Genomic DNA, 25,999 nt, shown 5'->3' on the forward strand with positions numbered 1-25,999 from the left:
TGCAGCAAGGCAAGCCCGCGATTCTAGCAAAAAACCCGGCCAGTCGCAAAACTGGCCGGGTTCTGGAAAATCCGACCGGCGTCAGGTCGCCGGGCGGATGGCTTCAAGGCTCGATGCGGCGCATCAGGCCGAGCGCAGGTTGGGGTAGCGCACGTGCTCCACCAGTTCCTGCACCTTGCGACTGGGCTCCGGCGTCACCAGACTGAGCAGGATGATCACGGCAAAGCCCACGGGCACACCGAAAAGTCCTGCCGAAATGGGCTGAATGCCCCACCAGAGTTCCACCGGCGAGGTCACGCCAAACACCCCACGCAGCCAAGGCTGGGTGGTGACCATGTAGTAGAACGTGATGCCCAGGCCGGCGAGCATGCCTGCAGAGGCAGCGATGCCCGTGGCGCGCTTCCAGAAGATACCCAGCACGAGCGCAGGGAAGAACGCCGCCGCAGCGAACGAGAAGGCCGCCGAAACCAGGAACAGGATGTCCGCCGGCTTCTGCGCCGCCGTGTAAGCCGCCAGCAGCGCCACGATCAGCAGCAGGACTTTCGAAATGGTCACGCGGCGTGCAGTGGAAGCGTTGGGGTCGATCATCTTGTAATAGAGGTCGTGCGACAGCGCGTTGGCGATGGTCAGCAGCAAGCCGTCGGCGGTGGACAGCGCAGCAGCCAGACCACCGGCGGCCACCAGACCCGAGATCACGTAGGGCAGTCCTCCGATTTCCGGCGTCGCCAGCACCACGATGTCGCCACCAATGGTCATCTCGCCGAGCTGCAGGATGCCGTCCTTGTTGATGTCGGTGATCGCCATCAGTGTCGGATCGACCTTGTTCCACGAAGATACCCAGGCGGGCAACTGATCGAACGGTGTACCCACCACCATGTGGAACACCTCGTATTTCACCAGCACAGCCAGGGCCGGCGCGGTGAAGTAGAGCAGAAAGATGAAGAACAGCGACCAGGTCACCGACTGCCGGGCTTCCTTCACACTGGGCACCGTGTAGTAGCGCATCAGGATGTGGGGGAGTGCGGCCGTACCGATCATCAGGCAGAAGATCAGCGCCAGGAAGTTGCGACGCGAGGTGTCATAAGCTTCCACGGCCTTGGCATCCCCGTTCGGGTCGCCGGCAAACTGCTGAGCATGGGGAGGCATGCCATTGAGCGGTTTGGCCTTGCCGTCAGCCGAAGCCTTCGCCGCTGTCCAGGCTTTTTTCGCCGCAGCTTCGTCCTTGGGCAGCGCAGACACCGCCTTCTCCGCGGCGGAAATGTCCGCCGACGGCGCGTTCGCTGCGCGCAACTCGGCCAGCTTGGCTTCGGCAGCGGCCTTGTCGGCGGCCAGCGCAGCGCCCGGGTCATTGAGTTTGGCGGCCAGATCGTCCGAACGCTTCTTGTAGATGGCGCGCACTTCCAGCTCTTTGGGATCGTTGGTCAGCAGCTTTTCCTTGGCCGTGACCTTCTCCAGCTGGTAGCCGTAGATGGCCTGCGGCACTGGAATGCTGGTCTGTTTCACCGAGAGCCACACCACCGGAATCATGTAGGCCACGATCAGGATGATGTACTGCGCCACCTGCGTCCAGGTGACCGCGCGCATGCCGCCCAGGAAAGAGCAGACCAGAATGCCGCCCAGACCGAGGAACACGCCCAGTTCAAACGCCACACCGGTCAGGCGCGAGGTGATGATGCCCACGCCATAGATCTGTGCCACGACGTAGGTGAACGAGCACAGGATCGCGGCGAAGATGCCAATGAAGCGCGGCAGGTTGCCGCCGTACCGCTCGCCCAGAAAGTCGGGAATGGTGAACTGGCCAAACTTGCGCAGGTACGGCGCAAGAAACAGCGCCACCAGGCAATAGCCTCCTGTCCATCCCATGATGAAGGCAAGGCCGCCGTAGCCGGTCAGGTAGAGCGTGCCGGCCATGCCGATGAAGGACGCCGCCGACATCCAGTCCGCGCCCGTGGCCATGCCGTTGTAGACCGCGGGCACGCGGCGTCCGGCCACGTAGTACTCGGCCGCATCGGTGGTGCGACTCATGATGCCAATACCGGCATACAGGCCAATGGTGGCGAGAAGGAAGATGAAGCCGATCCACTCGCGTGGCAAACCCATCTGCTCCAGGACCGCCAGAACAACCACAAAACCCAGAAAACCGCCCGTGTACCACGTGTACACCTTGCTGAGTTGTTTGCGGAACGCCCGGTTGGAGTCCCCGGCGCTCATACCCGCCTTGGTTTCGAACATGCCTGCCATGGTGTTATTCCTCGGTCTCTTCGACACCGTGTTCGATGTCGAGTTTGTTCATGTACCAAGCGTAGTACCCGATGATCAGGCAGTACACCACCAGCGCGCCCTGGGCACCCATCCAGAAACTGAACGGCCAGCCAAAGAAGTTGAAGCTCAGTTCTCGCGCAAAGTAACTCAGGACGAATGTCACCACGAACCAGATTGCAAGCAATATGGCCGTGATGTTGAGGTTTTTCCGCCAGTAACGGCGGTGGTTATCAGTCAGTTCCATGGGATCGACCTCCATCAGCGAAACCCTCTCGGGCACATCACGAACACCGCCTGTCTCCTCAAGGCAGCCTGCAACCGGTCCGCGTTTTTCGATGATCGGCTGGCGCCGACCATCCCTTTTTCAGCCGCACGGCCGAAGCGCTCGATCAAGCCTGGACGTGGCCCAGACCCGTTTCGCGCTCCAGTTGTGCCGCCACTTTGGGCTCGAACCCGCGGAGGTGGCGAATGATCTTCGCGGCCTCATCGGGCTCTTGCCGGTCAACATGAACCCGGGCCAGCTGGTACCAGCCGTAGGGGCTCATGGGTTGCAGTTCGGTGTTTTTCCGCAGCGCGACCACCGCTTCGTCAAAGCGGCGTTGGCGGATGAGGCTGAGCGCCAGGCCATACCAGGCCCGGTCCAGCTTGGGGTCGATCTCGATGGTGCGGCGAAACGCTGCCTCGGACTGTTCGAGCAGCCCCATCTCTTCGCTCAGAAAACCCAGGTTGAACCAACCGGGCGCGGCGCCAGGTGCCACAGCAACCTGCCGCTGCAGCGTCTGCAGCGCCCCGGCCTTGTCGCCCAACTCTGCCAGCAGATGGGCTCGGGTGGCCAGCGCGTACACGTCGTCGGCGTCGGCCCGCAGCAGACCGTCGAGGCGATCCAGCGCGGCCTGACGCTGGCCAAACACCAGCAAGGAGCGAACCTGCCAGCGGGCAAACAGGTGATTGAGTGAGTGGGTTACTGACACAGTGCCACTCCGATCTTCAAACAGTGATTGACCTTGGCCAAAGTCACACCGACCCACACGAAGCCCAGAATGAGAAACGCCACCAGAGGCAGGTGGCGCTCGAGGACAAACCGGGGCGTCACCCAGCGTGCCACGCGCACAAAGGGTTTGCCGAGCAGTTGGAGGACCTGATAAAACAAATTCTGGTCCTTGCGCTGCCCGGCCAACAAGCCCAGCACCCACTGGCCGAACAGGGCCAGCAGGGCGATTTCTGCGATCAGCTTGACGGCGGTAATCAGTGTCAACATGTAAGGTTCTGGTAAAGGTGAAGCCATTCTGAATTCGGACCTTACCGAGTTCTTACAAAAGTGGTCTTCCGGGGCCTGATGCAGGTCAAACCCTCTGAGGGTTTACCCGCAAGCCTGACCAGGGGGCCGGTGTAGCATCCACGGCACCCTCCGTGCGACCGGTATCAGCTCCATGATCCACCCTGTCTCCCCTGCCCTGCCTTTGCCCGAACAGCTGCGGCAGCACCGCATCTTTGGGCTGCTGTCCGAAGGGTCCAGGCAGCGGCTGGCTGACACGCTGGTGGTGCAGTCGCTCGAAGCGGGCGAAGCGCTGGAAGCGGTCGACGCCGCGCATCCGACGCTCTACTGGCTGCTCTCAGGCGCCATGACGCTGCTGGACGCGCAGGCTCAGCCGGTGGTAACGCTCCAGCCTGGAGAGATCTTCGGTCTGCAGGCCGCAGGGGCCACCAACGTGCAGAGCGCGCGGGCCCGCACCCCGAGCGAGCTGGTGAGCCTGGACAGTGCGCTGGTGGAAGAGCTGCGCGGCGAAACGCCCGCCCTGGGCTACTTGCTGCGCCACCTCGACCACACCCACACCGCCGCTCGCGGCATCGCGGACGCCAGGAGCACGGACCCGGCCCTCAACCTCATGACCACGCCGGTGCGCGCCGTCATCCGGCGCGAGCCGATCACCCTGCCCCCCCAAATCAGCATCCGGGAAGCGGCGCGGGTCATGAGCGAACAACGCGTGTCCTCGGTGCTGATCGTGGAACAGGGCCTGCTGTTCGGACTGGTCACCGACCGCGACCTGCGCAACCGCGTGATCGCCGCCGGCATGGACACGGCGCGACCCCTGATCGACATCGCCACCCTGGCGCCCCTGACCATCGGCGTGCAGAACCCGGCGTTCGACGCGCTGCTGCTGATGGCGCGCCACAACATCCACCATGTGCCGGTGCTCGACGGCCAGCGCATCGTGGGCATGATCACGGCCACCGACCTGACCGAACAGCACAGCACATCGGCGGTGTACCTGGCCGGTGACATCTACAAACAGGGCACGGTCGAGGGCCTGCAGCAAGCCAGCACCAAGATCAAGCGGCTGCAGCAGAGCCTGGCCGCGGCCGAGGCCTCGGCCTACAGCACCGGCCACATCATCACCGCCATCACCGACGCCATCACCAGCCGCCTGCTGCAACTGGGCGAGGCCCGCTTCGGCCCGGCGCCGGTGGACTATGTGTGGGTGGCGGCGGGCTCGCAGGCCCGCAGCGAGCAGACCGCCCGGTCCGACCAGGACAACTGCATGGTGCTCGACGACCGCTACGACGAAGCGCTGCACGGCGCCTATTTCAAGTCCCTTTCGCAGTTCGTCTGCGACGGGCTGGACGCCTGCGGGTACGTGTACTGCCCGGGCGAGATGATGGCCATGACCGACACCTGGCGCCAGCCGCGCCGTCGCTGGGCCGAGTACTTCGCGCGCTGGACCGGCCAGCCGGACCCCAAGGCCCTCATGCTCACCTGCGTGTTCTTCGACCTGCGTGCGGTGCATGGCCAGAGCGCGCTGCTCGACGGCCTGCGCCGCGACGTGCTGGAACGCACCAAGGACAACACCATCTTTCTGGCGCACATGGTGGGCAACGCGCTCACCCACACGCCGCCGCTGGGCATGTTCAAGGGCATCTCCACCGCGCGCAGCGGCGAACACAAGGGCACGATCGACCTCAAACACAACGGCGTGGTGCCCATCGTGGACCTGGCCCGCGTGTACGCGTTGGCCGGGGGCGACGCGGCGGTCAACACGCACGACCGCCTGTTGAGCGCGGCCGCGGGCGGGGCCGTCAGCGAACAGAGCGCCCGCGACCTGCGCGACGCGCTGGAATTCATGGCCTTCATCCGCATCCAGCACCAGGCCCGGCAGATCGCCCAGGGCCTCCCGCCCAACAACCACCTCAACCCGGCCGAGATCTCCAACCTCGAACGGACCCAGCTCAAGGACGCGTTCACGGTGGTGCAGTCGCTGCAGAGCGTGCTGGGTCAGCGATATCACTTCTGACCCCCCGCGCCGCGCCTAAGGGCGCGTCACCCCCCAGGGGGCGATGCAAGCGGCCTGGCAAAGCCAGTTCCGCCGCATCCTGGGTTCGGGCACGCGCTCCGGAGAGGCGATGCCATTCAAAGAGGGGGAGCTTGGTTCCAGGGCACCGCGGAACCGGCTTTGCCGGGCCGCCAGTGCCGCCCCCTGGGGGGTGACGCGCCCTTAGGCGCGGCACGGGGGGGGGGTCAATACTTGAGTCGGGCGTAATACGTCTTCTGCGCCGCCTCGCGCGCCTGGCCCAGGGTGTGGATGCCTTTTTCCGCCAGCAGGGGAATCAGTCTCATGAACACCTCGGCCGTGACCATGGCATCGCCCAGGGCGGTGTGGCGCCCGATGACGGTGACGTTGAAACGCTCGGCGATCGCTTCCAGACGGTGTGAGTCCTGGTTGGGGTGGATCACCGCCGAGAGCAGCAGGGTGTCGAGCACGGGGTGGTCGAACACCAGCCCCGTGAGCTTTTCCTTGAGCTGCAGAAAACGCATGTCGAACGCCGCGTTGTGCGCCACCAGCACGGTGTCCTGCGCGAAAGCGTGAAACGCGGGCAGCACCTGATCGATGGTGGGCTGGCCGAGCACCATCCCGGGCTGGATGCCATGGATGGGAATCGACGCGGCGGGGATCGACCGCTTCGGGTCCACCAGCTGTTCAAAGCATTCCTGGCGCAGCAGCTTGCCGTTGACGATGCGCGTCGCGCCGATCTGGATGATCTCGTCGCCCTCCGACGGGTTGAGCCCCGTGGTCTCGGTGTCGAACACGGTGTAGACCAGATCGACGAGCTTGCAATCGTCCAGCGTGCGCGTCTGCTCGGTGGTCTTGAACAGATCGAAGTCGTAGTACTCCGGGCGGCTCTCGCCCTTCACGAACAGGGCCGCGTCCACCTGCTCCTGCGGGTTGGCCAGGGGCAGCAGGAAACGGAAGAAGGCCTGGTGGCGGACGCGCTCGCGCTCGAACCAGAACGCGCCACCGTGGCGCTCGACCACGTCGCGCACGGTCAGGCGCGTGGCTTCGGTCCCAACCTTCATCGGGTCCATCTCCCAGCTCATCACCGTCTCGGTGCTCATCACCTGGCCCGACCAGATCAGGTCCAGCTGGGCCTTGCCGGCGCTGCCGCTGGCCGCCCCCAGGCGCAGTTGCACGAAGCGCACATCGAACTCGTCGGCCAGACGCCCGGTCAGGTACACCAGCGCCTGCAGCAGCGAAAAGCTCTCCACCTTGAGCCACAGCGAGGCATCCACTTCCACGCTGGAAGCCGGCAGGCCGGTGATGATCTCGATGCGGCGCAGGGCCGCGTTCACCAGGTCGGCGCCCAGCATGTCCTCCAGCGGCCAGCGGGTCTTCAGGCTGTCGGCCGAGCCCGATTCCAGCGCGGCGATGCGCTGGCTCAGCGAGCGCGTTTCGTCGCGGATCACGCCCAGGAAGCGCTCGCGCATGGCGGCGTCGAGGTCGGGGTAGTCGAGCATGTCGATCGCCGCCTGCATGTTGGCCAGCGCCGAGCGGCTGCCCTCCGTCAGCGCATGCAGCACATGGTCCTTGGCCGATTCGGCCTCGTAGTCGCGCGTGATGTTGTCCAGCATCAGCACGAAGCCGGTGAGCTCGATGCGGTCGGCGGCGGACTCCATCATCTGGGTCTGAACCGAGCGCACCGGCGCCATCTGCACCCGCAGCAGTTGGCCCGCCACCGTGGTGGTGACGAACTGGGCCGAGGGCTGGCCCGCGCCGCGCAGCATGCGCTGCTGGATGTTTTCCAGCGCGTGGGCCACCAGCTTGCGGTCGAACACACTGTAGATGGAGCGGCCCAGGCCGATCAGTTCGGCCCCGCCGGCCACCCCGGGCGCCTGCGAGAGCGCGCGGAACTGCATGCGCGCGCGGTTGTTGTAGAGCAGGATGCGCCCGTCGAGGTTGCAGACCACCACGCTCTGCGTGAGCTCGGACATGAGCGCGGCCAGCCGCGAGCGCTCCTGCTCAATGCCCTGGGCCGCCTCGCTGACCCTTGCGTCCATCTGGCGGCGCAACTCCTCGCGCTGGACCACGAGCTGGTTGAACAGGTCGGCGAGCACCTTGGTCTCGACGTTGCCCTTGGGGTGCAGGTTGCGCACGACGTCGGTGCGCAGCAGCACCTGCGCCTCTTCGGCCAGTTGCACCGAGGGCGTGACCCAGTGGTCGAACCAGCGCATCAGCCCCCAGGCGATGGCGGCCATGCCAACGCCCCAGGTCAGGCAGATCAGCGTCAGGCGGCTTTCCAGCAGACCCCACACCGTGTCGCGGTCCTGCGGGTCCATGGTCGCGCCCACCAATCCGAAGGTCGCCAGCAGCCAGGCGATGGACACCACGGCCGCCACCCCCAGCAGCCACCACAACCGCCGGTCGGTCTTGCGATGACCGCTCACTGGACCTCCCTCCGTGTCGCACACGGCGGGGCCGAGCGCCTTCGGAACGGCCGGGCAGCGCTCATGCCGCAGCTCCAAGCATTGCCTTGACCTTCTGCACCAGTTCCTTGGTGGAAAACGGCTTGGTCATGTAGGCATTGGCGCCCAGCGCGAGGCCCTTGGCGATGTCGGTGTCGCGCCCCTTGGCGGTGAGCATGAGGATGGGCGTGTCGCGCACCAGCTCGTGGACCCGCACTTCGCAGCAGACGTCGAACCCGGTCTTGACCGGCATCATCACGTCCAGCAGCACCAGCGCCGGGCGCTCGCGCACGATGGCGTCGATGGCCTCCTGCCCGTCGCGCGCCACCACCACCTCGTAGCCTTCGCGCTTCATCAGGAACTCGAGCGAAATCAGGATGTTGGGCTCGTCGTCGGCGATCAGTATTTTCTGGCTCATGCTTGTGCTCCTGTGAGGTTGATGGCGGCCCCATGGGCCGCCATCGGGTCTGATCCGGTTTCGCGCGCGGGGTCGGTGCGCGGCAGGAAAAAGCCGAAGCGCGCGCCCTGCCCCGGGCTGGATTGCAGCCACATGCGGCCACCAAAGTGTTCCACGATCTGGCGGCTGATGGGCAGGCCCAGCCCGGTACCGCCCGGGCGGTAGTGCTCGTCGCCCGACACCTGGCGGAATTTCTCGAACACCATGGTCTGCTGGTCGAGCGCGATACCCGGGCCGTTGTCCTGCACCTCCACCTCCACACCACCTTCCACCACGCGCAGACCCATCACCACCCGGCCGCTGTCGCGCGGCGCGTACTTGGCCGCGTTGGACAACAGGTTGAGCACCACCTGGGTGATGCGGTCGTGATCGGCCCACAGCGGCGCCACCGATGCGGGCAAACGCAGTTCGAGGACCACGCCCCGCTCGCGGTAGGTCTCGCCCATGCTGCCCGCGGCCTGCTCCAGCAGCTCGCACATGTCCACCTCGGTGTTGTGCCACTCGGCGTGCCCGGCCTCGATCTTGGCCATGTCCAGCACCTGGTTCACCAGGCGGCTCAGGCGCTCGGCCTCGGCCACGATGATGCCCAGAAACTGCTGGCGCTGAGCCAAGTCCATTTGGTCATCGTCGCGCATCAGCTCCGACAGGGCCCTGATCGACGTCAAGGGCGTGCGCAGCTCGTGCGTCACCGACGACATGAAATCGTCCTTGAGCCGGTCCAGGCTCTTGAGTTTTTCGTTCGCTTCGCGCAGCTCGTTGGTGGCGCGTTCGAGCGAACGCGACTTGTCTTCCAGCGCGTGCGAGTAGGCGCGCAACTGCGAGGCCTCGTCGAGGATGCGCATCACGTCGTCCAGGTTGAGCGCCTCCTCCTCCACCACCGAGGCCACCATCACCCGCGCCGAAGCGCTGCCGATGGCGCCGGCCAACTGCGTTTCCACGAAATGCACCAGCCGCGCGTCGGCGGGAATCTGGTCGATGTGCCCCACCCCCACGCTTTGCGCGTATTCGTTGAAAAGGCGCCGCGCGGTCTCCACCCCCAGAAACCGACCGGCCAGTGGCAACAGCGCGGACACCTGGGCCTTGCCCTGCCAGAACACCGGGCGGGAACCCGAGGCGCGGTGAAACACGTCCACGAACAACAGGGCCTGGCTGGTCTCGCGCGCCGAGGGTGGGCGCCACAGCGAGACCCCCACATAGCCCACCAGATTGGCCAGCAGGCTCCAGAACAGCGAGTGCGTGATGTTGTCCAGCCCGGCCAGGCCCAGGAAGGCCTCGGGTTTGAGCCAGTTAAGGCCCCACAGCCCGTGCACCAGGAAGTCGCCCGGCAGCCAGCCCGACTTGGCCAGCGAAGGCAGCATCAGGGTGTAGGCCCAGAAACCGAACCCCAGCAGCAGGCCCGTGAGCGCTCCGCCCTGCGTACCGCCCTTCCAGTACATGCCGCCCAGCATCGCCGGCGCGAACTGCGCCACCGCCGCGAAGCTGATGAGGCCGATGCTCACCAGCGCGTAGGCTTCGCCCGCGAGGTGGAAATACAGGTAGCCCAACAGCAGAATGCCCAGAATCGCCAGCCGGCGAATGGTCAGCAGCAGCGTGGTGAGGTCACCGCTGGCGCGCGCGCCGAAGCGCCGCATGCGCAGCAGCAATGGCATCACGAGGTCGTTGCACACCATGGTAGAGACCGCAATCGCCTCCACGATCACCATGCCGGTGGCGGCGGACAGGCCCCCGACGAAGGCGAACAGGGCCAGCGCATGGTGGCCCTGCGACAGCGGCAGCGACAGCACGAAGGTCTCGGGGTCCATCTGCCCGGGGCCAAAATGCAGCAGCCCACCCACGGCGATCGGCAGCACAAACAGGTTGATGAGCAACAGGTAGAGCGGGAACGCCCAGACCGCGCGCCGCAGGTGCCGCTCGTCTACGTTTTCCACCACCATCATCTGGAACTGCCGCGGCAGAAAGATCACCGACAGCATGGCCAGCAGCGTGTGGCCCAGCCACTGCGCGTACGCAAAGGGCTGGCCCTGGCCGAATTGCAGCAGACGGCGCAATTCGGCCACCGCCAGGGCCTGGTCAAACAGCCGGGCCGGGTTGCCGAACAGGCCGAAGCTCACGAACAGGCCGATCGCCAGGAAGGCCATCAGCTTCACCACCGACTCGAACGCGATCGCGGCCACCATGCCCTCGTGGCGCTCGGTGCTGTCCAGGTGCCGGGCACCGAAGACGATGGTGAACCCGGCCAGCGCAACGGCCAGGTAGAGCGTGCTGTCGGTCCACCATTGCGCGCTCTGCACGGCGGGCTGGCCCAGTGGCGAGGTCAGCACCGCGTAGCCGCTGGCGATGGCCTTGAGCTGCAGCGCGATGTAGGGGACGATGCCCACCACGGTGATCAGCGTCACCAGCCCGGCCAGCAGCGGGCTCTTGCCGTAGCGGCTGGCAATGAAGTCGGCGATCGAGGTGATGCGCCAGGTCTTGGCGATGCGGATCATCTTGCGCACCACCATCCAGGCCAGGATCATGGCCAGCATGGGCCCGAGGTAGGTGGGCAGGAACCAGACCCCCGAGGTGGCGGCCCGCCCCACGCTGCCAAAGTAGGTCCAGGCGGTGCAATAGACCGCCAGCGACAGCGCGTACACCCAGGGGCTGGCGATGACCGAGCGCCCCTGCGCGGCCCGCAGGTCGGCCCAGTGCGCCACCGCGAACAGCAGCAACAGGTAGGCAAACGAGACACCAATGACCAGGGGAGCGGAGAGCATGACCGGTCCTGGTTGGGGTCAGCCGGCAGCGCTGGCGTCGGTGTCGCGTTCGACCACCCAGGCCAAGGCCGCGATCAGCAGCGCCCAGACCACGAACAGCGCCAGTGGAAACAGCGGCAGGCCAAACACCCGGGCATCGTGGTCCCAGAGGGCCAGCAGTGGAAAGTTGAACAGCGCCCAGCCGGCAAAGAACAGGGCCACCAGGCGCTGGGCGGCAAGACCTTGAAACATGCGTGTCTCCTCGTGCGGTGGGTGCGGTGCTTGGCCGCGGCTCCTCGCCGACGATTGTGCCCCACGCACTGACCGACCGCTTACGCTGAGGTGCACAAACACAGGCGCACGAACACAAGCGCAAAAAAGGCGGCAGGGTCTGCACCCTGCCGCCTGGTTCAACGCAACGCGGGCCGGCCGCGCTGAGTCATGGTTTCGCGCCCTCTGGCGCGGTCCGTCACGCCGCCGGTTTCGCCGACGAGGCCAGCAGTTGCCAGGTGTCCACCACCGAGTCGGGGTTCAGCGAAATGGAGCTGATGCCTTCGTCGCGCAGCCACTGGGCGAAGTCGGGGTGGTCGCTGGGGCCCTGGCCGCAGATGCCGACGTATTTGCCCTCGGCCTTGCAGGCGCCGATGGCCAGCTTCAGCAGCGCCTTGACGGCCGGGTCGCGTTCGTCGAAGTCGTGTGCCAGCAGCTCCAGGCCGGAATCGCGGTCCAGGCCCAGGGTGAGCTGGGTCAGGTCGTTGGAGCCGATGGAGAAGCCGTCGAAATACTGCAGGAAGTCGTGTGCCAGCACCGCGTTGCTCGGGATCTCGCACATCATGATGACCTTGAGGTCGTGCTCGCCGCGCTTCAAGCCCTTCTCGGCCAACAGCTCGGTCACACGCTGGGCCTGGCCCAGCGTGCGCACGAAAGGCACCATCACCTGCACGTTGTTCAGGCCCATGTCTTCGCGCACGCGCTTGATGGCTTCGCATTCCATGGCGAAGGCTTCGCGGAAGTCGTCGCTGATGTAGCGTGCCGCGCCACGGAAGCCCAGCATGGGGTTTTCTTCATCGGGCTCGTAGCGGCTGCCACCGACCAGTTTGCGGTACTCGTTGGACTTGAAGTCCGACAGGCGCACGATCACCGGCTTGGGCCAGAAGGCCGCGGCGATGGTGGCCACGCCCTCGGCCACCTTGTCCACGTAGAAGGCGCGCGGGCTGGCGTGGCCGCGGGCCACCGACTCCACCGCCTTCTTCAGGTCGGCGTCGATCTGCGGGTAGTCCAGGATGGCCTTGGGGTGCACGCCGATGTTGTTGTTGATGATGAACTCCAACCGCGCCAGGCCCACGCCGCCGTTGGGGATCTGGCAGAAGTCAAAGGCCAGCTGGGGGTTGCCCACGTTCATCATGATCTTCACGTCCAGCGGGGGCATCTCGCCGCGCTGCACTTCGGTGACCTCGGTTTCGAGCAGGCCGTCGTAGATGTGGCCAGTGTCGCCCTCGGCGCAGCTCACGGTCACCAGGGTGCCGTCCTTGAGGGTCTCGGTGGCGTCGCCACAGCCCACCACGGCCGGGATGCCCAGCTCGCGCGCGATGATGGCCGCGTGGCAGGTGCGGCCACCGCGGTTGGTCACGATGGCACTGGCGCGTTTCATGACCGGCTCCCAGTTCGGATCGGTCATGTCGGTCACCAGCACGTCGCCGGGCTGAACCTTGTCCATCTCGCTGATGTTGTGCACCAGGCGCACCGGGCCGGTACCGACCTTCTGGCCAATGGCGCGGCCCGAGGCCAGCACGGTGCCCTTGCCTTTGAGCTTGTAGCGCACCTCGGTCTTGCCGGCGCTCTGGCTCTTCACGGTTTCGGGACGCGCCTGCAGGATGTAGAGCTGACCGTCGGTACCGTCCTTGCCCCACTCGATGTCCATCGGGCGGCCGTAGTGCTGCTCGATCACCAGCGCGTAGTGCGCGAGTTGTTCCACGTCGGCGTCGGTCAGGCTGTAGCGGTTGCGCTGCTCGACCGGCACGTCGATGGTCTTGACCAGCTTGCCGCTCTGGGCCTTTTCTTCGGCCGTGCTGAAGGTCATCTGGATCAGCTTGGAGCCCAGGTTGCGGCGGATCAGCGCGCGCTTGCCGGCCTTGAGCATGGGCTTGTGCACGTAGAACTCGTCGGGGTTCACGGCGCCCTGCACCACCGTCTCGCCCAGGCCGTAGCTGGAGGTGATGAAGACCACGTCTTCGAAGCCCGATTCAGTGTCGATGGTGAACATCACGCCGGCCGCGCCGGTGTCGGAGCGCACCATGCGCTGCACGCCGGCGGACAGGGCCACGTCGGCGTGGGCAAAGCCCTTGTGCACGCGGTAGCTGATGGCGCGGTCGTTGTACAGCGAAGCGAACACCTCCTTCATCTTGTGCAGCACCTCGTCGATGCCGTGCACGTTGAGGAAGGTTTCCTGCTGGCCGGCGAACGAGGCGTCGGGCAGGTCTTCGGCGGTGGCCGACGAGCGCACGGCAAAGGTGGCCTTGTCGTTGTCACCCACCAGGGTGACGAAGGCGTCGCGGATGGCTTTTTCCAGATCGGCGGGGAACGGCTGGTTCTCCACCATGGCCCGGATCTCGGCGCCGGCTTCGGCCAGGGCGCGCACGTCCTCGGTGTCGAGCGCGTTCAGGCGCGCGTTGATGCGGTCGGTCAGGCCGTCGTACTTCAGGAACTCGCGAAAGGCGTGTGCCGTGGTGGCAAAGCCGGTGGGCACCTTCACGCCGCTGGGCAGTTGCGAGATCATCTCGCCGAGGCTGGCATTCTTGCCGCCGACGGATTCGACGTCGCTCATCCGCAGATGCTCGAAAGGCACGACCAGATCGGTCGGGGAAAACAGGTTGGACATGGATAGACTCCGCTCAAGTTAAAAAACCGGGGGCTCCATGCGCCGCGCTCCTGACCTGTGGTTCTGTTATGGGTCCGTCGCCGGGCAGAGGGCTGAAATCGGACGGGCGGGCGGCATTGATAATGGCGCCACGGCCCGAACCCGACATTGTAGGGCGCCACCCTGACAGGCGTCGCGCCCAAGCTGACGGGTCTGAAACGCACTGCAACCCGGTCTGAACCGTCCCGCCACCCCATCCGCACGACCCCACCATGCCCACCAGAACGGTCTTTTTTGTCTCCGACGGCACCGGCATCACCGCCGAAACCTTTGGCAATGCCATCCTGGCCCAGTTCGAGACCCAGGTGCGCCGCGTGCGCCTGCCCTTCCAGGACAGCGTCGACAAGGCCCACCAGGCGGTGCGCCAGATCAACCACACGGCCGAGGTCGAAGGCCGGCGCCCGCTGGTGTTCACCACCGTGGTGAACATGGACGTGCTGCGCGTCGTCAAGGAACACTGCAACGGCATGATCCTGGACATGTTCGGCACCTTCGTCGAACCCCTGGAAGCCGAACTGGGCATCAAGTCGAACCACCGCGTGGGCCGTTTCTCGGATGTATCCAAAAGCAAGGAATACCACGACCGCATCGAGGCCATCAATTTCTCGCTCCTGCACGACGATGGCCAGAGCCACCGCGATCTGGCCGGCTCGGACGTGATCCTGGTCGGCGTGAGCCGCAGCGGCAAGACGCCGACCTCGCTCTACCTGGCCATGCAGCACGGTCTGAAGGCCTCCAACTACCCGCTGATTCCGGAAGACTTCGAGCGCCGCAAGCTGCCGCCGGCCCTGGTGCCGCACCGCAAGAAGATTTTTGGCCTGACGATCGCGCCCGAGCGCTTGTCCGAGATTCGCAACGAGCGCCGGCCCAACTCGCGCTACGCGAGCCTGGAGAACTGCCGCATGGAGGTCAGCGAGGCCGAAGGCATGATGCGCCGCGAGGGCATCCGCTGGCTCTCCACGACCACCAAGTCGATCGAGGAGATCGCCACCACCATCCTGCAGGAAATCCGCCCGGAGCGGCTGGAGTACTGAGCCCCGGGGCCGGGGTGCGCTCAATCCGGTTGATCGGGCTTGGTTGCTTTGCGCCCCGGGCCCAGTCCGTGCGCCTGGCGTCCCAGCGCGAAGGACGCAAACAGTTTGATCCAAAGGGTGGAGCCGGCAATGGCCACCCAGGTGTCGTAGTCGAGCCGACCCAGCAGCACCGCCACGATCACGCCCACCATCGCCACCCCCGCGATCCCGTTGATGGCCATCTCGTAGGGCGCGTACTTCTCGGCGTTGGCTGGTGAGAGCCCTTTCTTCAGAGCCACTTCCGAGAAGTCCCGCTTCACCAGGATGCGCCAGGTTCGACGCAACCAGAAGAAGGCCACGGGAAACAAGGCCAGGAAAAAAACGATGCGTATGGGGAAAACGCTCAAACCAAAATCCATTCCAGCATCCTGGTGCACACAGGCTCGGCGGACCAGTCCTTTGCGAAATCAACCGTTGCGCTCAATGCCCGGTTGCAGCGCCGGCACCCTTGGGCACGCGGATCGACTCCACGAGTTCCTGGATGTGTTTCGGCGCTGGAGCGGTCAGCTTGTTGACCAGGAAGGCCACGGTGAAGTTGACGATGGCACCCACGGTACCCACGGCCTCGGGCGTGATGCCGAACCAGCCGTTGACACCACCGACCATGTCGACAAAGTCCGTGCCCTTGACGAAGAACAGGCCTTTGTGGGCGAACACGTAGAACAGGGTGACCAGCAGGCCTGACAACATGCCGGCGATGGCGCCCTTGTCGCTCATGGTGCGGCTGAAGATGCCCATCATGATGGCCGGGAAGATCGACGAAGCCGCGATACCAAAGGCCAATGCCACGGTGCCGGCCGCGAAGCCCGGGGGGTTCAGACCCAGCCAGCCGGCCAGCACGATGGCGACCGCCATGGCGATCTTGCCCGCGAGCAACTCGCCCTTTTCAGAGATGTTCGGGTTGAACACGTTCTTGATCAGGTCGTGCGACACGGCCGACGAAATGGCCATCAACAGACCTGCGGCGGTGGACAGCGCAGCAGCGATACCGCCGGCGGCCACCAGTGCGATCACCCAGTTGGGCAGCAGCGCGATTTCCGGGTTGGCCAGCACGATGATGTCGGCGTTCACCGACAGCTCGTTGCCTTTCCAGCCAGCGGTTTCGGCCTTGGCCTTGGCAATTTCGTTCTTGGTCGCGTCGTTGTAGTACTGGATGCGGCCGTCGGCGTTCTTGTCTTCCCACTTCAGCAGGCCGGTCTTTTCCCAGCGCTTCATCCAGTCCGGACGGTCTTCGTTCTTGATGCTGGATTCGGTGGCATGCAGGTCGCCATTGCTCATCACCGCCGTGTTGACCGTGCTGTGCAGGTTCAGCTTGGCCATGGCACCCACGGCGGGCGCGGTGGTGTATAGCAGAGCGATGAAGACCAGGGCCCAACCGGCGGAGGCACGGGCATCGGCCACCTTCGGCACAGTGAAGAAACGCACGATGACGTGGGGCAGGCCGGCGGTACCGATCATCAGCGACACGGTGTAGAAGAACATGTTGAGCATGCTTCCGGCGCTGTTGGTGGTGTACTGGTTGAAGCCGAGATCGGTGACGACCTGGTCCAGCTTGGCCAACAGAGCCGTGTCCGTTCCAGCCACGTTGGCGCCCAGACCCAGCTGCGGCAGGAAGCTGCCCGTCAGGTTCAGTGAAATGAAGACGGCCGGAATGATGTACGCGAAGATCAGCACGATGTACTGCGCCACCTGGGTGTAGGTGATGCCTTTCATGCCCCCAAACACCGCGTAGAAAAACACGATGGCCTGGCCGATGTAGATGCCATGGTCGCTCGACACGTTCAGGAAACGCGAGAACGCCACGCCCACACCGGTCATCTGACCAATGATGTAGGTGGTGGATGCGCTCAGCAGGCAGATCACGGCCACGGTGCTGGCGGTCTTCGAGTAGAAGCGGTCGCCAATGAACTGCGGCACGGTGAACTTGCCGAACTTGCGCAGGTACGGCGCCAACAGCATGGCCAGCAACACGTAGCCACCGGTCCAGCCCATCAGGAACACGGCGCCGCCGTAGCCCATTTGGGAGATCAGGCCGGCCATGGAGATGAAGGACGCGGCCGACATCCAGTCGGCGGCGGTGGCCATGCCGTTGGTGACGGGGTGTACCCCGCCGCCGGCAACGTAGAACTCGGACACGCTGCCAGCACGCGCCCAGAAGGCAATGCCGAGGTACAGCACGAAACTGGTTCCGACGATCAGATAGGTGGTGGTTTGCAAGTCCATGCTTCAGGCCCCCTGTTCAGTCTTCTTGAACACCGAACTTGCGGTCCAGGTCGCCCATCTTCTTGGCGTAATAGAAGATCAGCGCGATGAACACATAGATGGAGCCCTGTTGGGCGAACCAGAACCCGACGGGATAACCAGCGAACTTGAAGCCATTGAGGACATCGGCGAACAGGATGCCTGCGCCATAGGAAGCCAGGAACCAGATGAGCAAGACCCTGGCCAGCAATCCCAATGTCGCTGACCAATAGGCCTTCGCATTGCTTTCGGCTGCAGTCGTCATGAGATCCGTCTCCTTGCAATGGGGATTTGCCTTCTTTGGCGGATGGATCCGCACCGGGCCGTATGTCTTCGTGCAAAGGAAGACACAGCAGACGCACTCTCTGGGTTTCTCCTTACAGACAAATTGCATGACATTGCCCGTGCTCCGGAATCAAGGGTAAATCCCTACACGCTTTCGACGGTGGGATTTGGGGTGCGCAGAACACGCTCCCCGACACGTTTGACGCACGAGTTCTTCAGAGGAAAAACCGTAAAAAAAGGCCCACAGAACCGGAGCGACACATCACCAAATTTGTCAGTCCCCGTTCAGTTTGCGGTCAGTGCGCGGTAAGAACCTGGCCATACGCTGCGGCCTGCTTTAACCACAACAGGAGACATCATTCATGCAAGATGATCTGGTCCAGCGGATTGCCAGCAATCCCAAATATCAAGAACTCAAAGCCAAGCGATCCCGCTTCGGCTGGTGGCTCACCCTGGCGATGATGGTCGTGTACTACGGCTTCATCCTGCTGGTGGCCTTCAACAAGGAGCTGCTGTCCCAGAGGATGGGCGACGGTGTCATGACCCTTGGCATTCCCATCGGCTTCGGCGTGATCGTCTTCACGATCGTCATCACCGCCTTCTACGTCAAACGCGCCAACACCGAATTTGACGATCTCTCCAACGAAGTGACCAAGGCCGCCTACAAATGAAGCCCGATCAAAACTCCTTGCGCCGCCTGCTCACCCTGCTCGCACTCTTCGGCGTCTCGGCCGTCGCCTGGGCCGCGGGTGCCGACCTCGGTCAGGCAGAGAAACAAGCCACGAACTGGACCGCCATCGGCATGTTCGCCCTGTTCGTGGTGGGCACGCTGTTCATCACCAAATGGGCCGCCGCCAAGACCAAGTCGGCCTCGGACTTCTACACCGCCGGTGGCGGCATCACCGGCTTCCAGAACGGCCTGGCGATCGCGGGTGACTACATGTCGGCCGCTTCGTTCCTGGGCATTTCCGCCGCCGTGATGGCCAGCGGTTTTGACGGCCTGATCTACTCCATCGGTTTCCTGGTGGGCTGGCCCGTGATCACCTTCCTGATGGCCGAGCGCCTGCGCAATCTGGGCAAGTTCACCTTCGCCGACGTGGCCGCCTTCCGCTTCAACCAGACCCCGATCCGCATCTTCGCGGCCTCGGGCACGCTGGTGGTGGTGGCGTTCTACCTGATCGCGCAGATGGTCGGTGCCGGCCAGTTGATCAAGCTGCTGTTCGGCCTGGAGTACTACATCGCCGTGATCATCGTGGGCGCGCTGATGATGGTCTACGTGCTGTTCGGCGGCATGACGGCCACCACCTGGGTGCAGATCATCAAGGCCTGCCTGCTGCTGGGCGGCGCGACCTTCATGGCGCTGTCGGTGCTGTGGCACTTCGGCTTCAGCCCCGAGGCCATGTTCGCCGGCGCGGTGCAGATCAAGACCGACCTCGCACTCAAGGACGGCAAGATCGCCGAGGCCGCCACCGCTGCGGGGCAGTCCATCATGGGCCCGGGCAACTTCGTGAAGGACCCGATCTCCGCCATCAGCTTCGGCATGGCGCTGATGTTCGGCACCGCCGGCCTGCCGCACATCCTGATGCGCTTCTTCACCGTGCCCAGCGCCAAGGAAGCACGCAAGTCGGTGATGTGGGCCACCGGCTGGATCGGCTACTTCTACCTGCTGACCTTCATCATCGGCTTCGGCGCCATCACCTTCGTGCTGATCAACCCGCAGTTCCTCGACGCCAAGGGCGGCCTGCTGGGCGGCAACAACATGGCGGCGGTGCACCTGGCCAACGCCGTGGGTGGCAACGTGTTCCTGGGCTTCATCTCCGCCGTGGCCTTCGCCACCATCCTCGCGGTGGTGGCTGGCCTCACGCTGTCGGGCGCCTCGGCCGTGTCGCACGACCTCTACGCCACCGTGATCAAGAAGGGCCAGGCCGACAGCGCCTCGGAGCTGCGCGTGTCCAAGGCGACGACGATCGCGCTGGGCATCATCGCGGTGGTGCTGGGCATCGCCTTCGAGAAGCAGAACATCGCCTTCATGGTGTCGCTGGCGTTCGCCATTGCGGCCTCGGCCAACTTCCCCGTGCTGTTCATGAGCGTGCTGTGGAAAGACTGCACCACCAAGGGCGCGGTGATCGGTGGTTTCCTGGGCCTGATCTCGTCGGTGGCGCTCACCGTGGTCTCGCCCTCGGTGTGGGAAGTGACCCTGGGCAACCCCAAGGGCTCGGCGCTGTTCCCCTACACCTCGCCGGCCCTGTTCTCCATGACGATCGGCTTCGTGGGCATCTGGCTGTTCTCGATCCTGGACAACAGCCAGCGCGCCAAGGTGGACCGTGGCGGCTTCCTGGCACAGCAGGTGCGTTCGGAAACCGGCATCGGCGCATCGGGCGCGTCGGGCCACTGACCTCCCCCTTCTGACGCGAAGGGCCAAGGGCCGAAGGTGTTGTGCCTTCGGCCCTTGCCGTTTTCCAGCGTGCACCAGAACCCTGCGGACGAGACAAACGCTTACAACTTGCGCTTGGCGCCGCCCCAACGACAGGAACAGAATTTGTGACGAATTGCACGTTTTGAAGCCTTGACCCCGGGGAGGACATCATGGCCCGCAAAGCAGTCGTCACCACCCCCGAAGAACCCCCAGGCCGACCACGGCGCACCGGGCCCGACGCGGTCAACACCGCCCCCGTGGCCCCCCTCAGCTTCATCGTGCGTGGCCAGGCGCTGCAGACCCACGGCGCCACGCGGGGCGGCCCGGGCCCGGCCATCCCCAGCGGCTTTGGAGGCCGCGGCCAGGTCATTCAGAAGGTGCAGCCGGGCGCGCGCCGCAGCAGCGGGGCCGACACCGTGCGCATGACGGCCCGCCCGGGCCTGGACGCGGTGGTGCTGCACATCGGCAACGGCCCCTCGCTGATGCTGCACCCCGAAACCGCGCGCGACCTGATGCTGGCGCAGTCGGGCCTGACCCGCAGCGCCGTGCGCGGCGCCTTGCGCTCGCGTGCGGGCGAGACGACCGACGACATGCCGACCGAGGTGGAGATCCCGGTCCAGCTGGGCTGGCAGAGCGCGCAGACGGCCGGCGCAACGCGGGGACGACTGGGCGAGGTGCTGCTCTCGGGCATCGAGGTGGTGACCGACCTGTTCACCGGGCCCGTGAGCGAGCTCGCGGCGGCCCGGATCGGGGCCCGGCTGGACCAACAGGTGGACCCCGGCGTGTACCGCTTGAGCGCCGACACCCTGGGCGCGCCGCTCAAGGGCAACGGCCACAAGCTCGACCGCTTGTCCGCCGCCGCGCCCGGCGAGCCCATGCTGGTGCTGCTGCACGGCACGTTTTCCGAAACCCACGGCACCTTCGGCAAGCTGTGGCAACAACACCCACAGAAGGTGCGCGAGCTGTTCGCGCACTACGGCCAGCGGGTGTACGGGCTGGACCATCCCACGCTGACCGCCAGCCCGATCGACAACGCGCTGATGCTCGCGCGCACTCTGCCCGACGGCGCGCGCGTGCACCTGCTCACCCACTCGCGTGGCGGCCTGGTGGCCGAGGTGCTGGCGCGGGTCTGTGCCCAGCCCAGCCTGTCCGAAGCCTCGCTCGCGCCGTTCAAGGGCGGCGCGCATCAGGCGCAGCTGACCGCCTTGCGCCAGTTGGCCACCGAGCTCCAGGGGCGCGACATCCGCATCGAGCGGGTGGTGCGCGTGGCCTGCCCGGCGCGCGGCACGCTGCTGGCCTCGCGGCGGCTGGACGCCTATGTGTCGGTGCTGAAGTGGACGCTGGAACTCGCCGGCATCCCGGTGGCGCCCGCCCTGCTCGACTTCGTGGCCGAAGTGGCCAGCCACCGCACCGACCCCGGGCTGCTGCCCGGGCTGGAGGCCATGACGCCACAGAGCCCGCTGCTGCAGTGGCTGCACGGCGGTGACGGCCCGTTGCCCGGCCAGCTGCGCGTGGTGGCCGGCGACATCGAGGGCGATTCCGTCACCACCTGGGTCAAGACCCTGCTGGCCGACGCCTTCTACTGGACCGACAACGACCTCGTGGTGCAGACCCGCTCCATGTACGGCGGCGGCCCGCGCGCACCGGCCGGCGGCCACGCCGCGGCCAGCTTCCTGCTGGACCAGGGTGGCGAGGTCACGCACTTTGGCTACTTCAGCAACCCGCGCACCGCCGAAGCCGTGTGCAACGGCCTGACCCAGGACACACCCGCGGGCTTTCGCCCCATCGGCCCGATGTCGTGGGCCGGCAGTTCCAGCGACGGCCTGCGCGGCGTGCCACGCGAGGCCCCGGCCGAGCCCGCGGCCGCGCGCCCGGCCGTGATCCTGTTGCCCGGCATCCTGGGCAGCCACCTCAGCGTGGACGGCAAGCGGGTCTGGCTGAGCCTGCGCATCCTGGGCGGCCTGGGCGGCCTGGGCCGGCTGGCCTACCGCGAAGACGCGCGCAACGTGCTGCCCGACGGCGCCATGGGCCGCAGCTACGACGATCTGGCCGAATTCCTCTCGCAGAGCCACGAGGTGATCGAGTTTTCCTTCGACTGGCGCCGCCCGATCGAACACGAGGCCCGCCGCCTGGCCGATGCCATGGACCAGGCCCTGAGCGCGCGCAGCGCCACCGGCCAGCCGGTGCACCTGCTCGCGCACTCCATGGGCGGGCTGGTGGCCCGCACCGTGCAGCTGGAGCGGCCCGAGGTGTGGCAGCGCTGGCTGGAGCGGCCCGGCTCGCGCCTGCTGATGCTGGGCACGCCCAACGGCGGCTCGTTCGCGCCCATGCAGGTGCTCTCGGGCGACGACAGCTTCGGCAACGCGCTGGCCGCGTTCGGCCTGCCGTTCCAGGACCACCAGGCGCGCCAGATCATGGCCGCGATGCCCGGCTTCATCCAGTTGCAGGCCGGCCTGCTCGACTCCGCGCTCGGGCTGGGGCACAGCGAGCGCTGGAAGGCCCTGGCCGAGCAGGACATGGCCCTGCTGCGGGACGCCAGCTGGTGGCACGACGGCGAGAGCCAGCGCAACATCTACCGCTGGGGCGTGCCGCCGCAACCGGTGCTCGACCAGGCCATCGCCCTGCGCCAGCGCCTGGACCAGCAGCGCGCCAGCGGGCTGGAGCGGTTTCGCGACCGGGTGCTGGTGGTGGTCGGCCGTGCGCGCTTCACACCCGCCGGCTTCGAGCTCAGCGCCAGCGAAGGCCTGATGTACCTGGACGCCCCGGACGATGGCGACGGCCGCGTCACGCTCGACAACGCGCTGCTGCCCGGCGTGAAGGCCTGGCGGGTGGACTGCGAACACGGCGGCCTGGCCGACGCCGAAGACGCGTTCGAGGCCTACCGGGAACTGCTCCAGCACGGCGACACCCAGCGCCTGCCGCCGGTCTCCACCGCCCGCGGCAGCGGCGCGGTGGCGGCGGCCCTGGTGCGCAGCCGGCCGTCGCGCCAGCGCAGCGGCCCGCTGCAGCCCCCCACCGACCCCAGCGACGTGTTCCGCCTGGACGATGAGGCGCCGCGCCCGGTGCGCACCCAGCGCGCCGCGTTGCGCGTCAGCGTGCACAACGGCAACCTCAAGTTCATCAGCGCCACGGTGATGGTCGGGCACTACGGCGCGTCCACCCTGACCGGCACCGAGGGCGTGGTCGACCAGTTCATCGGCGGCGCCATGTCGGCCTCGCTGGCGGTGGGCCTGTACCCCGAGGCGCCGGGCTCGCACCAGTTCTTCACCAACCACCGGCAGGACCCCGACAGCCCGCTGGCGCTGCCGCGCCCGCCCCACGTGGTGGTGGCCGGGCTGGGCGAAGAAGGCAAGCTGCGCGGCGCCGACATGATCCACACGGTGCGCCAGGCCACCCTGGCCTGGGCCCAGCGCGTGGCCGAAACGCCCGGCAGCGCCGCCGCCCAGTTCGAGCTGTGCGCCACGCTGATCGGCAGCGGTGGCGTGGGCGTGACGGCGGCGGCCGCGGCCCAGGCGGTGGCGCAGGGCGTGCGCGAGGCGAACGAAAAACTCGCCATCCATGGCTGGCCGCAGGTCGGCCACCTGCGCCTGATCGAGCTGTACCTGGACCGCGCCACCGAAGCCTGGCACGCCCTGCACCTGCTGGCCCTGTCGGCGCCCGAGCATTACGCGCTCACGCCCACCGTGCTCTCGGGCCTCGGCGCACTGCGCCGCCCGCTGGAGAGCGGCTACCGCGGCACCGGCCACGATTTCATCAGCGCCATCTCGGAGAAGAACGAAGCGGGCGAACCCATCATCACCTACACCCTGGACACCCAGCGTGCCCGCTCCGAAGCGCGCGTGCAGGCCACGCAGGCGCGGCTGGTGAGCGAACTGGTGCGGCGGGCCTCGAACGAGGCCAACCGCGATCCGCAGATCGGCCGCACGCTGTTCCAACTGCTGGTGCCGGTGGAAATGGAGGCCAGCCTGCGCGGCAGCAGCGAGCTGCTGCTCGAGCTCAACGACGGCACGGCCGGCATCCCCTGGGAGCTGCTGGACGCGCCGAACGACGGGCGCGGCGGCCCCACCCGGCCCTGGACCATCCGCAACAAGCTGCTGCGCAAGCTGCGCACCGTGCGCTTTCGCGGCCAGGTGAGCGACGCGCGCCTCGAAGACGCCGTGCTGGTGATCGGCGAGCCGCTGTGCGACCCCGCGTTCTACCCGCCGCTGCCCGCGGCCCGCGCCGAGGCACGGGCGGTGGTGGAGGCGCTGGGGGGCCCGGCGGGCCTGGACGCGGACCGCGTGCACGCGCTCATCGCCCCCGACAACCAACAGGGCGCCGACGCGGCCACCGTCACCAACGCCCTGCTGGCAAGGCCCTACCGCATCGTGCACATCGCCGGGCACGGCGAGCCCGAGCTGCTGCGCGAGGGGCTGGCCCCGGTGCTGCGCGGCGTGGTCCTGAGCGACGGCACCTTCCTGGGGCCGCGCGAGGTGGAGGCGATGCGCGTGGTGCCCGAGCTGGTGTTCCTCAACTGCTGCCACCTCGCGGCCGACCCGCAGCACCTGCTGCAGGGCTACGACCGCGCCGCCTTCGCCGCAGGAGTGGCCAAGCAGCTGATCCGCATCGGCGTGCGCTGCGTGGTCGCGGCGGGCTGGGCGGTGGAGGACGACGCCGCCAACCGCTTCGCCATCGCCTTCTACCAGGCGCTGCTGCGCGGCGAGCGCTTCATGGACGCGGTGCACACCGGGCGCGTGGCGGCTTTCGAAGCCAGCCCCCAGGGCAACACCTGGGCCGCCTACCAGTGCTACGGCGACCCGGAGTGGGTCTGGCGACCCGACCACCGCGACACCCACCGGACACGAGCGCCGGTGGGGCAGGCCTACGCCGCCATCGCGTCCCCAGTGGCGCTGGCCCTGGCGCTGGAGACGCTGGCCGTGGAAAGCAGCACCCAGGGCGCCGCGCCCGAGTCCCAGCGCGAAAAGCTCCGCTACCTGGAAGCGCGTTTTGAAGTCGAATGGGGCGGCATGGGCGCGGTGGCCGAGGCCTTTGGCGTGGCCTGCGCGGCGGCGCACGACATCGAGCGCGCCATCCACTGGTACCGCCGCGCACTCGCCGCCAACGACGCCAGCGCCTCCGTCAAGGCCGGCGAGCAGCTCGCCAACCTGAGCGCGCGCCTGGCCTGGGAGCGGGTGGAGCAGGCCCACCGCCAGCAGCGGTCGGCACGCACGCAACAGCGGCTGATGGCCCAGGGGCGGCGCGACATCCAGGCCGCGCTCGAGCAGCTCGACGCACTGCTGGCCATCGGCCCCACCATCGAACGCGAAAGCCTGCTGGGTTCCGCGCACAAGCGGCTGCACCTGCTGGAGACGGCGGCCGGGCGCCCGGGCCCGGCCGCGCAGGCCATCGAACGGATGGCGCTGCACTATGGCCGCGCCGAGGCCCTGGCGCGCCGGACCGGCCACGCCGAATGGTTCTACCCCGCGCTCAACCGCATGGCTGCCGAGCTGATCGCCCACACCGACGCGGGCGGCTGGCCAGGTTTCACCCCGGCCGACACCGCCGCCCTGCGGCAAAGCCTGGAGCGCAAGCGGCGCGACGACCCCGACTTCTGGAGCGTGGTCGGGCTGCCCGAGCTGGCGATGTACGAAGCGCTGGCCGCGCGCAACCTGGCCACCCGCCTGCCCGACATCCTGTCGGTGTACGAAGACCTGCACAGCCGGGCCGGCACGGCCTGGATGTGGGCCTCCGTCGTCGATCAGGCGGGCTTTGTGCTGCGGCACTTCGCGGGCCGACAGGGCACCGAGGCGCAGGCGGTGCGCCAGCTGCTGGACGTGTTGCAGGCCTACGCCCGGGCCTGAGAGCCGCCGATTCCCGGCTTCAACGACAAAGGGCTTCGGATA

General features: G+C 66.7%; 17 protein-coding genes. 5 read left to right on the forward strand and 12 right to left on the reverse strand.

The window, feature by feature from the left end:
- Positions 1-123: 123 nt before the first annotated feature.
- The 4 genes from AC07YZ_RS03755 to AC07YZ_RS03770 form a co-directional block, all read right to left on the reverse strand.
- Complete coding sequence (locus AC07YZ_RS03755; protein ID WP_226492670.1) at positions 124-2,241, reverse strand: sodium:solute symporter family protein; 2,118 nt, start codon at positions 2,239-2,241, stop codon at positions 124-126.
- 4 nt (positions 2,242-2,245) lie between these two features.
- Entirely contained in the window at positions 2,246-2,506 is a 261-nt protein-coding gene (locus tag AC07YZ_RS03760; protein WP_226492669.1) for a DUF4212 domain-containing protein, read from the reverse strand.
- 145 nt (positions 2,507-2,651) lie between these two features.
- Positions 2,652-3,233: a tetratricopeptide repeat protein gene (locus tag AC07YZ_RS03765; protein ID WP_226492668.1), complete on the reverse strand. Its 582-nt coding sequence runs from the start codon at positions 3,231-3,233 to the stop codon at positions 2,652-2,654.
- A complete protein-coding gene (locus tag AC07YZ_RS03770) occupies positions 3,224-3,520 on the reverse strand; it encodes a hypothetical protein (RefSeq protein WP_226492667.1) in 297 nt (98 codons plus the stop codon). The genes AC07YZ_RS03765 and AC07YZ_RS03770 overlap by 10 nt, the downstream gene beginning before the upstream one ends.
- 172 nt (positions 3,521-3,692) lie before the next feature.
- On the opposite strand from AC07YZ_RS03770, the gene AC07YZ_RS03775 reads away from it, so the two are divergent.
- Positions 3,693-5,552 carry a putative nucleotidyltransferase substrate binding domain-containing protein gene (locus tag AC07YZ_RS03775; protein WP_226492666.1) on the forward strand — a complete coding sequence of 620 codons (1,860 nt, stop codon included), beginning with the start codon at positions 3,693-3,695 and terminating at the stop codon, positions 5,550-5,552.
- Positions 5,553-5,776: 224 nt separating this feature from the next.
- Here the strand turns inward: AC07YZ_RS03775 and AC07YZ_RS03780 are convergent, their stop codons facing one another.
- From AC07YZ_RS03780 to ppsA, 5 genes are all read right to left on the reverse strand, one after another.
- Complete coding sequence (locus AC07YZ_RS03780) at positions 5,777-7,978, reverse strand: exonuclease domain-containing protein (protein ID WP_226492665.1); 2,202 nt, start codon at positions 7,976-7,978, stop codon at positions 5,777-5,779.
- A 61-nt stretch (positions 7,979-8,039) separates the two neighbouring features.
- Entirely contained in the window at positions 8,040-8,414 is a 375-nt protein-coding gene (locus AC07YZ_RS03785) for a response regulator transcription factor (RefSeq protein ID WP_226492664.1), read from the reverse strand.
- Positions 8,411-11,206: a sensor histidine kinase gene (locus AC07YZ_RS03790; protein WP_226492663.1), complete on the reverse strand. Its 2,796-nt coding sequence runs from the start codon at positions 11,204-11,206 to the stop codon at positions 8,411-8,413. The genes AC07YZ_RS03785 and AC07YZ_RS03790 overlap by 4 nt, the downstream gene beginning before the upstream one ends.
- A gap of 18 nt (positions 11,207-11,224) precedes the next feature.
- Positions 11,225-11,437: a hypothetical protein gene (locus tag AC07YZ_RS03795; protein ID WP_226492662.1), complete on the reverse strand. Its 213-nt coding sequence runs from the start codon at positions 11,435-11,437 to the stop codon at positions 11,225-11,227.
- 217 nt (positions 11,438-11,654) lie between these two features.
- The gene (gene ppsA / locus AC07YZ_RS03800; RefSeq protein ID WP_494793748.1) at positions 11,655-14,063 is read right to left on the reverse strand and encodes a phosphoenolpyruvate synthase; all 2,409 of its coding nucleotides are present in this window, start codon (positions 14,061-14,063) and stop codon (positions 11,655-11,657) included.
- A 251-nt stretch (positions 14,064-14,314) separates the two neighbouring features.
- Between ppsA and ppsR the strand changes: the two genes are divergently transcribed.
- On the forward strand, positions 14,315-15,136 hold the full coding sequence (ppsR, locus tag AC07YZ_RS03805) for a posphoenolpyruvate synthetase regulatory kinase/phosphorylase PpsR (protein WP_226492660.1): 822 nt from the start codon (positions 14,315-14,317) through the stop codon (positions 15,134-15,136).
- 20 nt (positions 15,137-15,156) lie between these two features.
- Here ppsR and AC07YZ_RS03810 read toward each other — a convergent pair whose 3' ends face one another.
- The 3 genes from AC07YZ_RS03810 to AC07YZ_RS03820 are packed head-to-tail and all read right to left on the reverse strand — an operon-like array spanning position 15,157 to position 17,681.
- Positions 15,157-15,552, reverse strand: coding sequence for a hypothetical protein (locus AC07YZ_RS03810; protein ID WP_494793749.1), 396 nt, complete (start codon positions 15,550-15,552; stop codon positions 15,157-15,159).
- Positions 15,553-15,595: 43 nt separating this feature from the next.
- The gene (locus tag AC07YZ_RS03815; protein ID WP_494793750.1) at positions 15,596-17,398 is read right to left on the reverse strand and encodes a sodium:solute symporter family protein; all 1,803 of its coding nucleotides are present in this window, start codon (positions 17,396-17,398) and stop codon (positions 15,596-15,598) included.
- A 16-nt stretch (positions 17,399-17,414) separates the two neighbouring features.
- On the reverse strand, positions 17,415-17,681 hold the full coding sequence (locus tag AC07YZ_RS03820; protein ID WP_226492657.1) for a DUF4212 domain-containing protein: 267 nt from the start codon (positions 17,679-17,681) through the stop codon (positions 17,415-17,417).
- A 382-nt stretch (positions 17,682-18,063) separates the two neighbouring features.
- Here AC07YZ_RS03820 and AC07YZ_RS03825 point away from each other — a divergent pair, with 382 nt between their 5' ends.
- From AC07YZ_RS03825 to AC07YZ_RS03835, 3 genes are all read left to right on the forward strand, one after another.
- Positions 18,064-18,372, forward strand: a complete 309-nt coding sequence (locus AC07YZ_RS03825; protein WP_494793751.1) for a DUF485 domain-containing protein — start codon at positions 18,064-18,066, stop codon at positions 18,370-18,372.
- Entirely contained in the window at positions 18,369-20,096 is a 1,728-nt protein-coding gene (locus tag AC07YZ_RS03830; RefSeq protein WP_226492655.1) for a cation acetate symporter, read from the forward strand. Before AC07YZ_RS03825 ends, AC07YZ_RS03830 begins: the two co-directional genes overlap by 4 nt.
- A 191-nt stretch (positions 20,097-20,287) precedes the next feature.
- A complete protein-coding gene (locus tag AC07YZ_RS03835) occupies positions 20,288-25,957 on the forward strand; it encodes a DUF7379 domain-containing protein (protein WP_494793752.1) in 5,670 nt (1,889 codons plus the stop codon).
- Positions 25,958-25,999 lie beyond the last annotated feature (42 nt).

It is taken from the genome of Hydrogenophaga sp. GW101-3F08, from assembly GCF_059424585.1.

Coding starts and splice junctions, on each gene's coding strand:
- AC07YZ_RS03755 (WP_226492670.1), bottom strand. CDS start 2,241: ATGGCAGGCATGTTCGAAACCAAGGCGGGTATGAGCGCCGGGGACTCC.
- AC07YZ_RS03760 (WP_226492669.1), bottom strand. CDS start 2,506: ATGGAACTGACTGATAACCACCGCCGTTACTGGCGGAAAAACCTCAAC.
- AC07YZ_RS03770 (WP_226492667.1), bottom strand. CDS start 3,520: ATGTTGACACTGATTACCGCCGTCAAGCTGATCGCAGAAATCGCCCTG.
- AC07YZ_RS03775 (WP_226492666.1), top strand. CDS start 3,693: ATGATCCACCCTGTCTCCCCTGCCCTGCCTTTGCCCGAACAGCTGCGG.
- AC07YZ_RS03785 (WP_226492664.1), bottom strand. CDS start 8,414: ATGAGCCAGAAAATACTGATCGCCGACGACGAGCCCAACATCCTGATT.
- AC07YZ_RS03790 (WP_226492663.1), bottom strand. CDS start 11,206: ATGCTCTCCGCTCCCCTGGTCATTGGTGTCTCGTTTGCCTACCTGTTG.
- AC07YZ_RS03795 (WP_226492662.1), bottom strand. CDS start 11,437: ATGTTTCAAGGTCTTGCCGCCCAGCGCCTGGTGGCCCTGTTCTTTGCC.
- ppsA (WP_494793748.1), bottom strand. CDS start 14,063: ATGTCCAACCTGTTTTCCCCGACCGATCTGGTCGTGCCTTTCGAGCAT.
- ppsR (WP_226492660.1), top strand. CDS start 14,315: ATGCCCACCAGAACGGTCTTTTTTGTCTCCGACGGCACCGGCATCACC.
- AC07YZ_RS03815 (WP_494793750.1), bottom strand. CDS start 17,398: ATGGACTTGCAAACCACCACCTATCTGATCGTCGGAACCAGTTTCGTG.
- AC07YZ_RS03820 (WP_226492657.1), bottom strand. CDS start 17,681: ATGACGACTGCAGCCGAAAGCAATGCGAAGGCCTATTGGTCAGCGACA.
- AC07YZ_RS03825 (WP_494793751.1), top strand. CDS start 18,064: ATGCAAGATGATCTGGTCCAGCGGATTGCCAGCAATCCCAAATATCAA.
- AC07YZ_RS03830 (WP_226492655.1), top strand. CDS start 18,369: ATGAAGCCCGATCAAAACTCCTTGCGCCGCCTGCTCACCCTGCTCGCA.
- AC07YZ_RS03835 (WP_494793752.1), top strand. CDS start 20,288: ATGGCCCGCAAAGCAGTCGTCACCACCCCCGAAGAACCCCCAGGCCGA.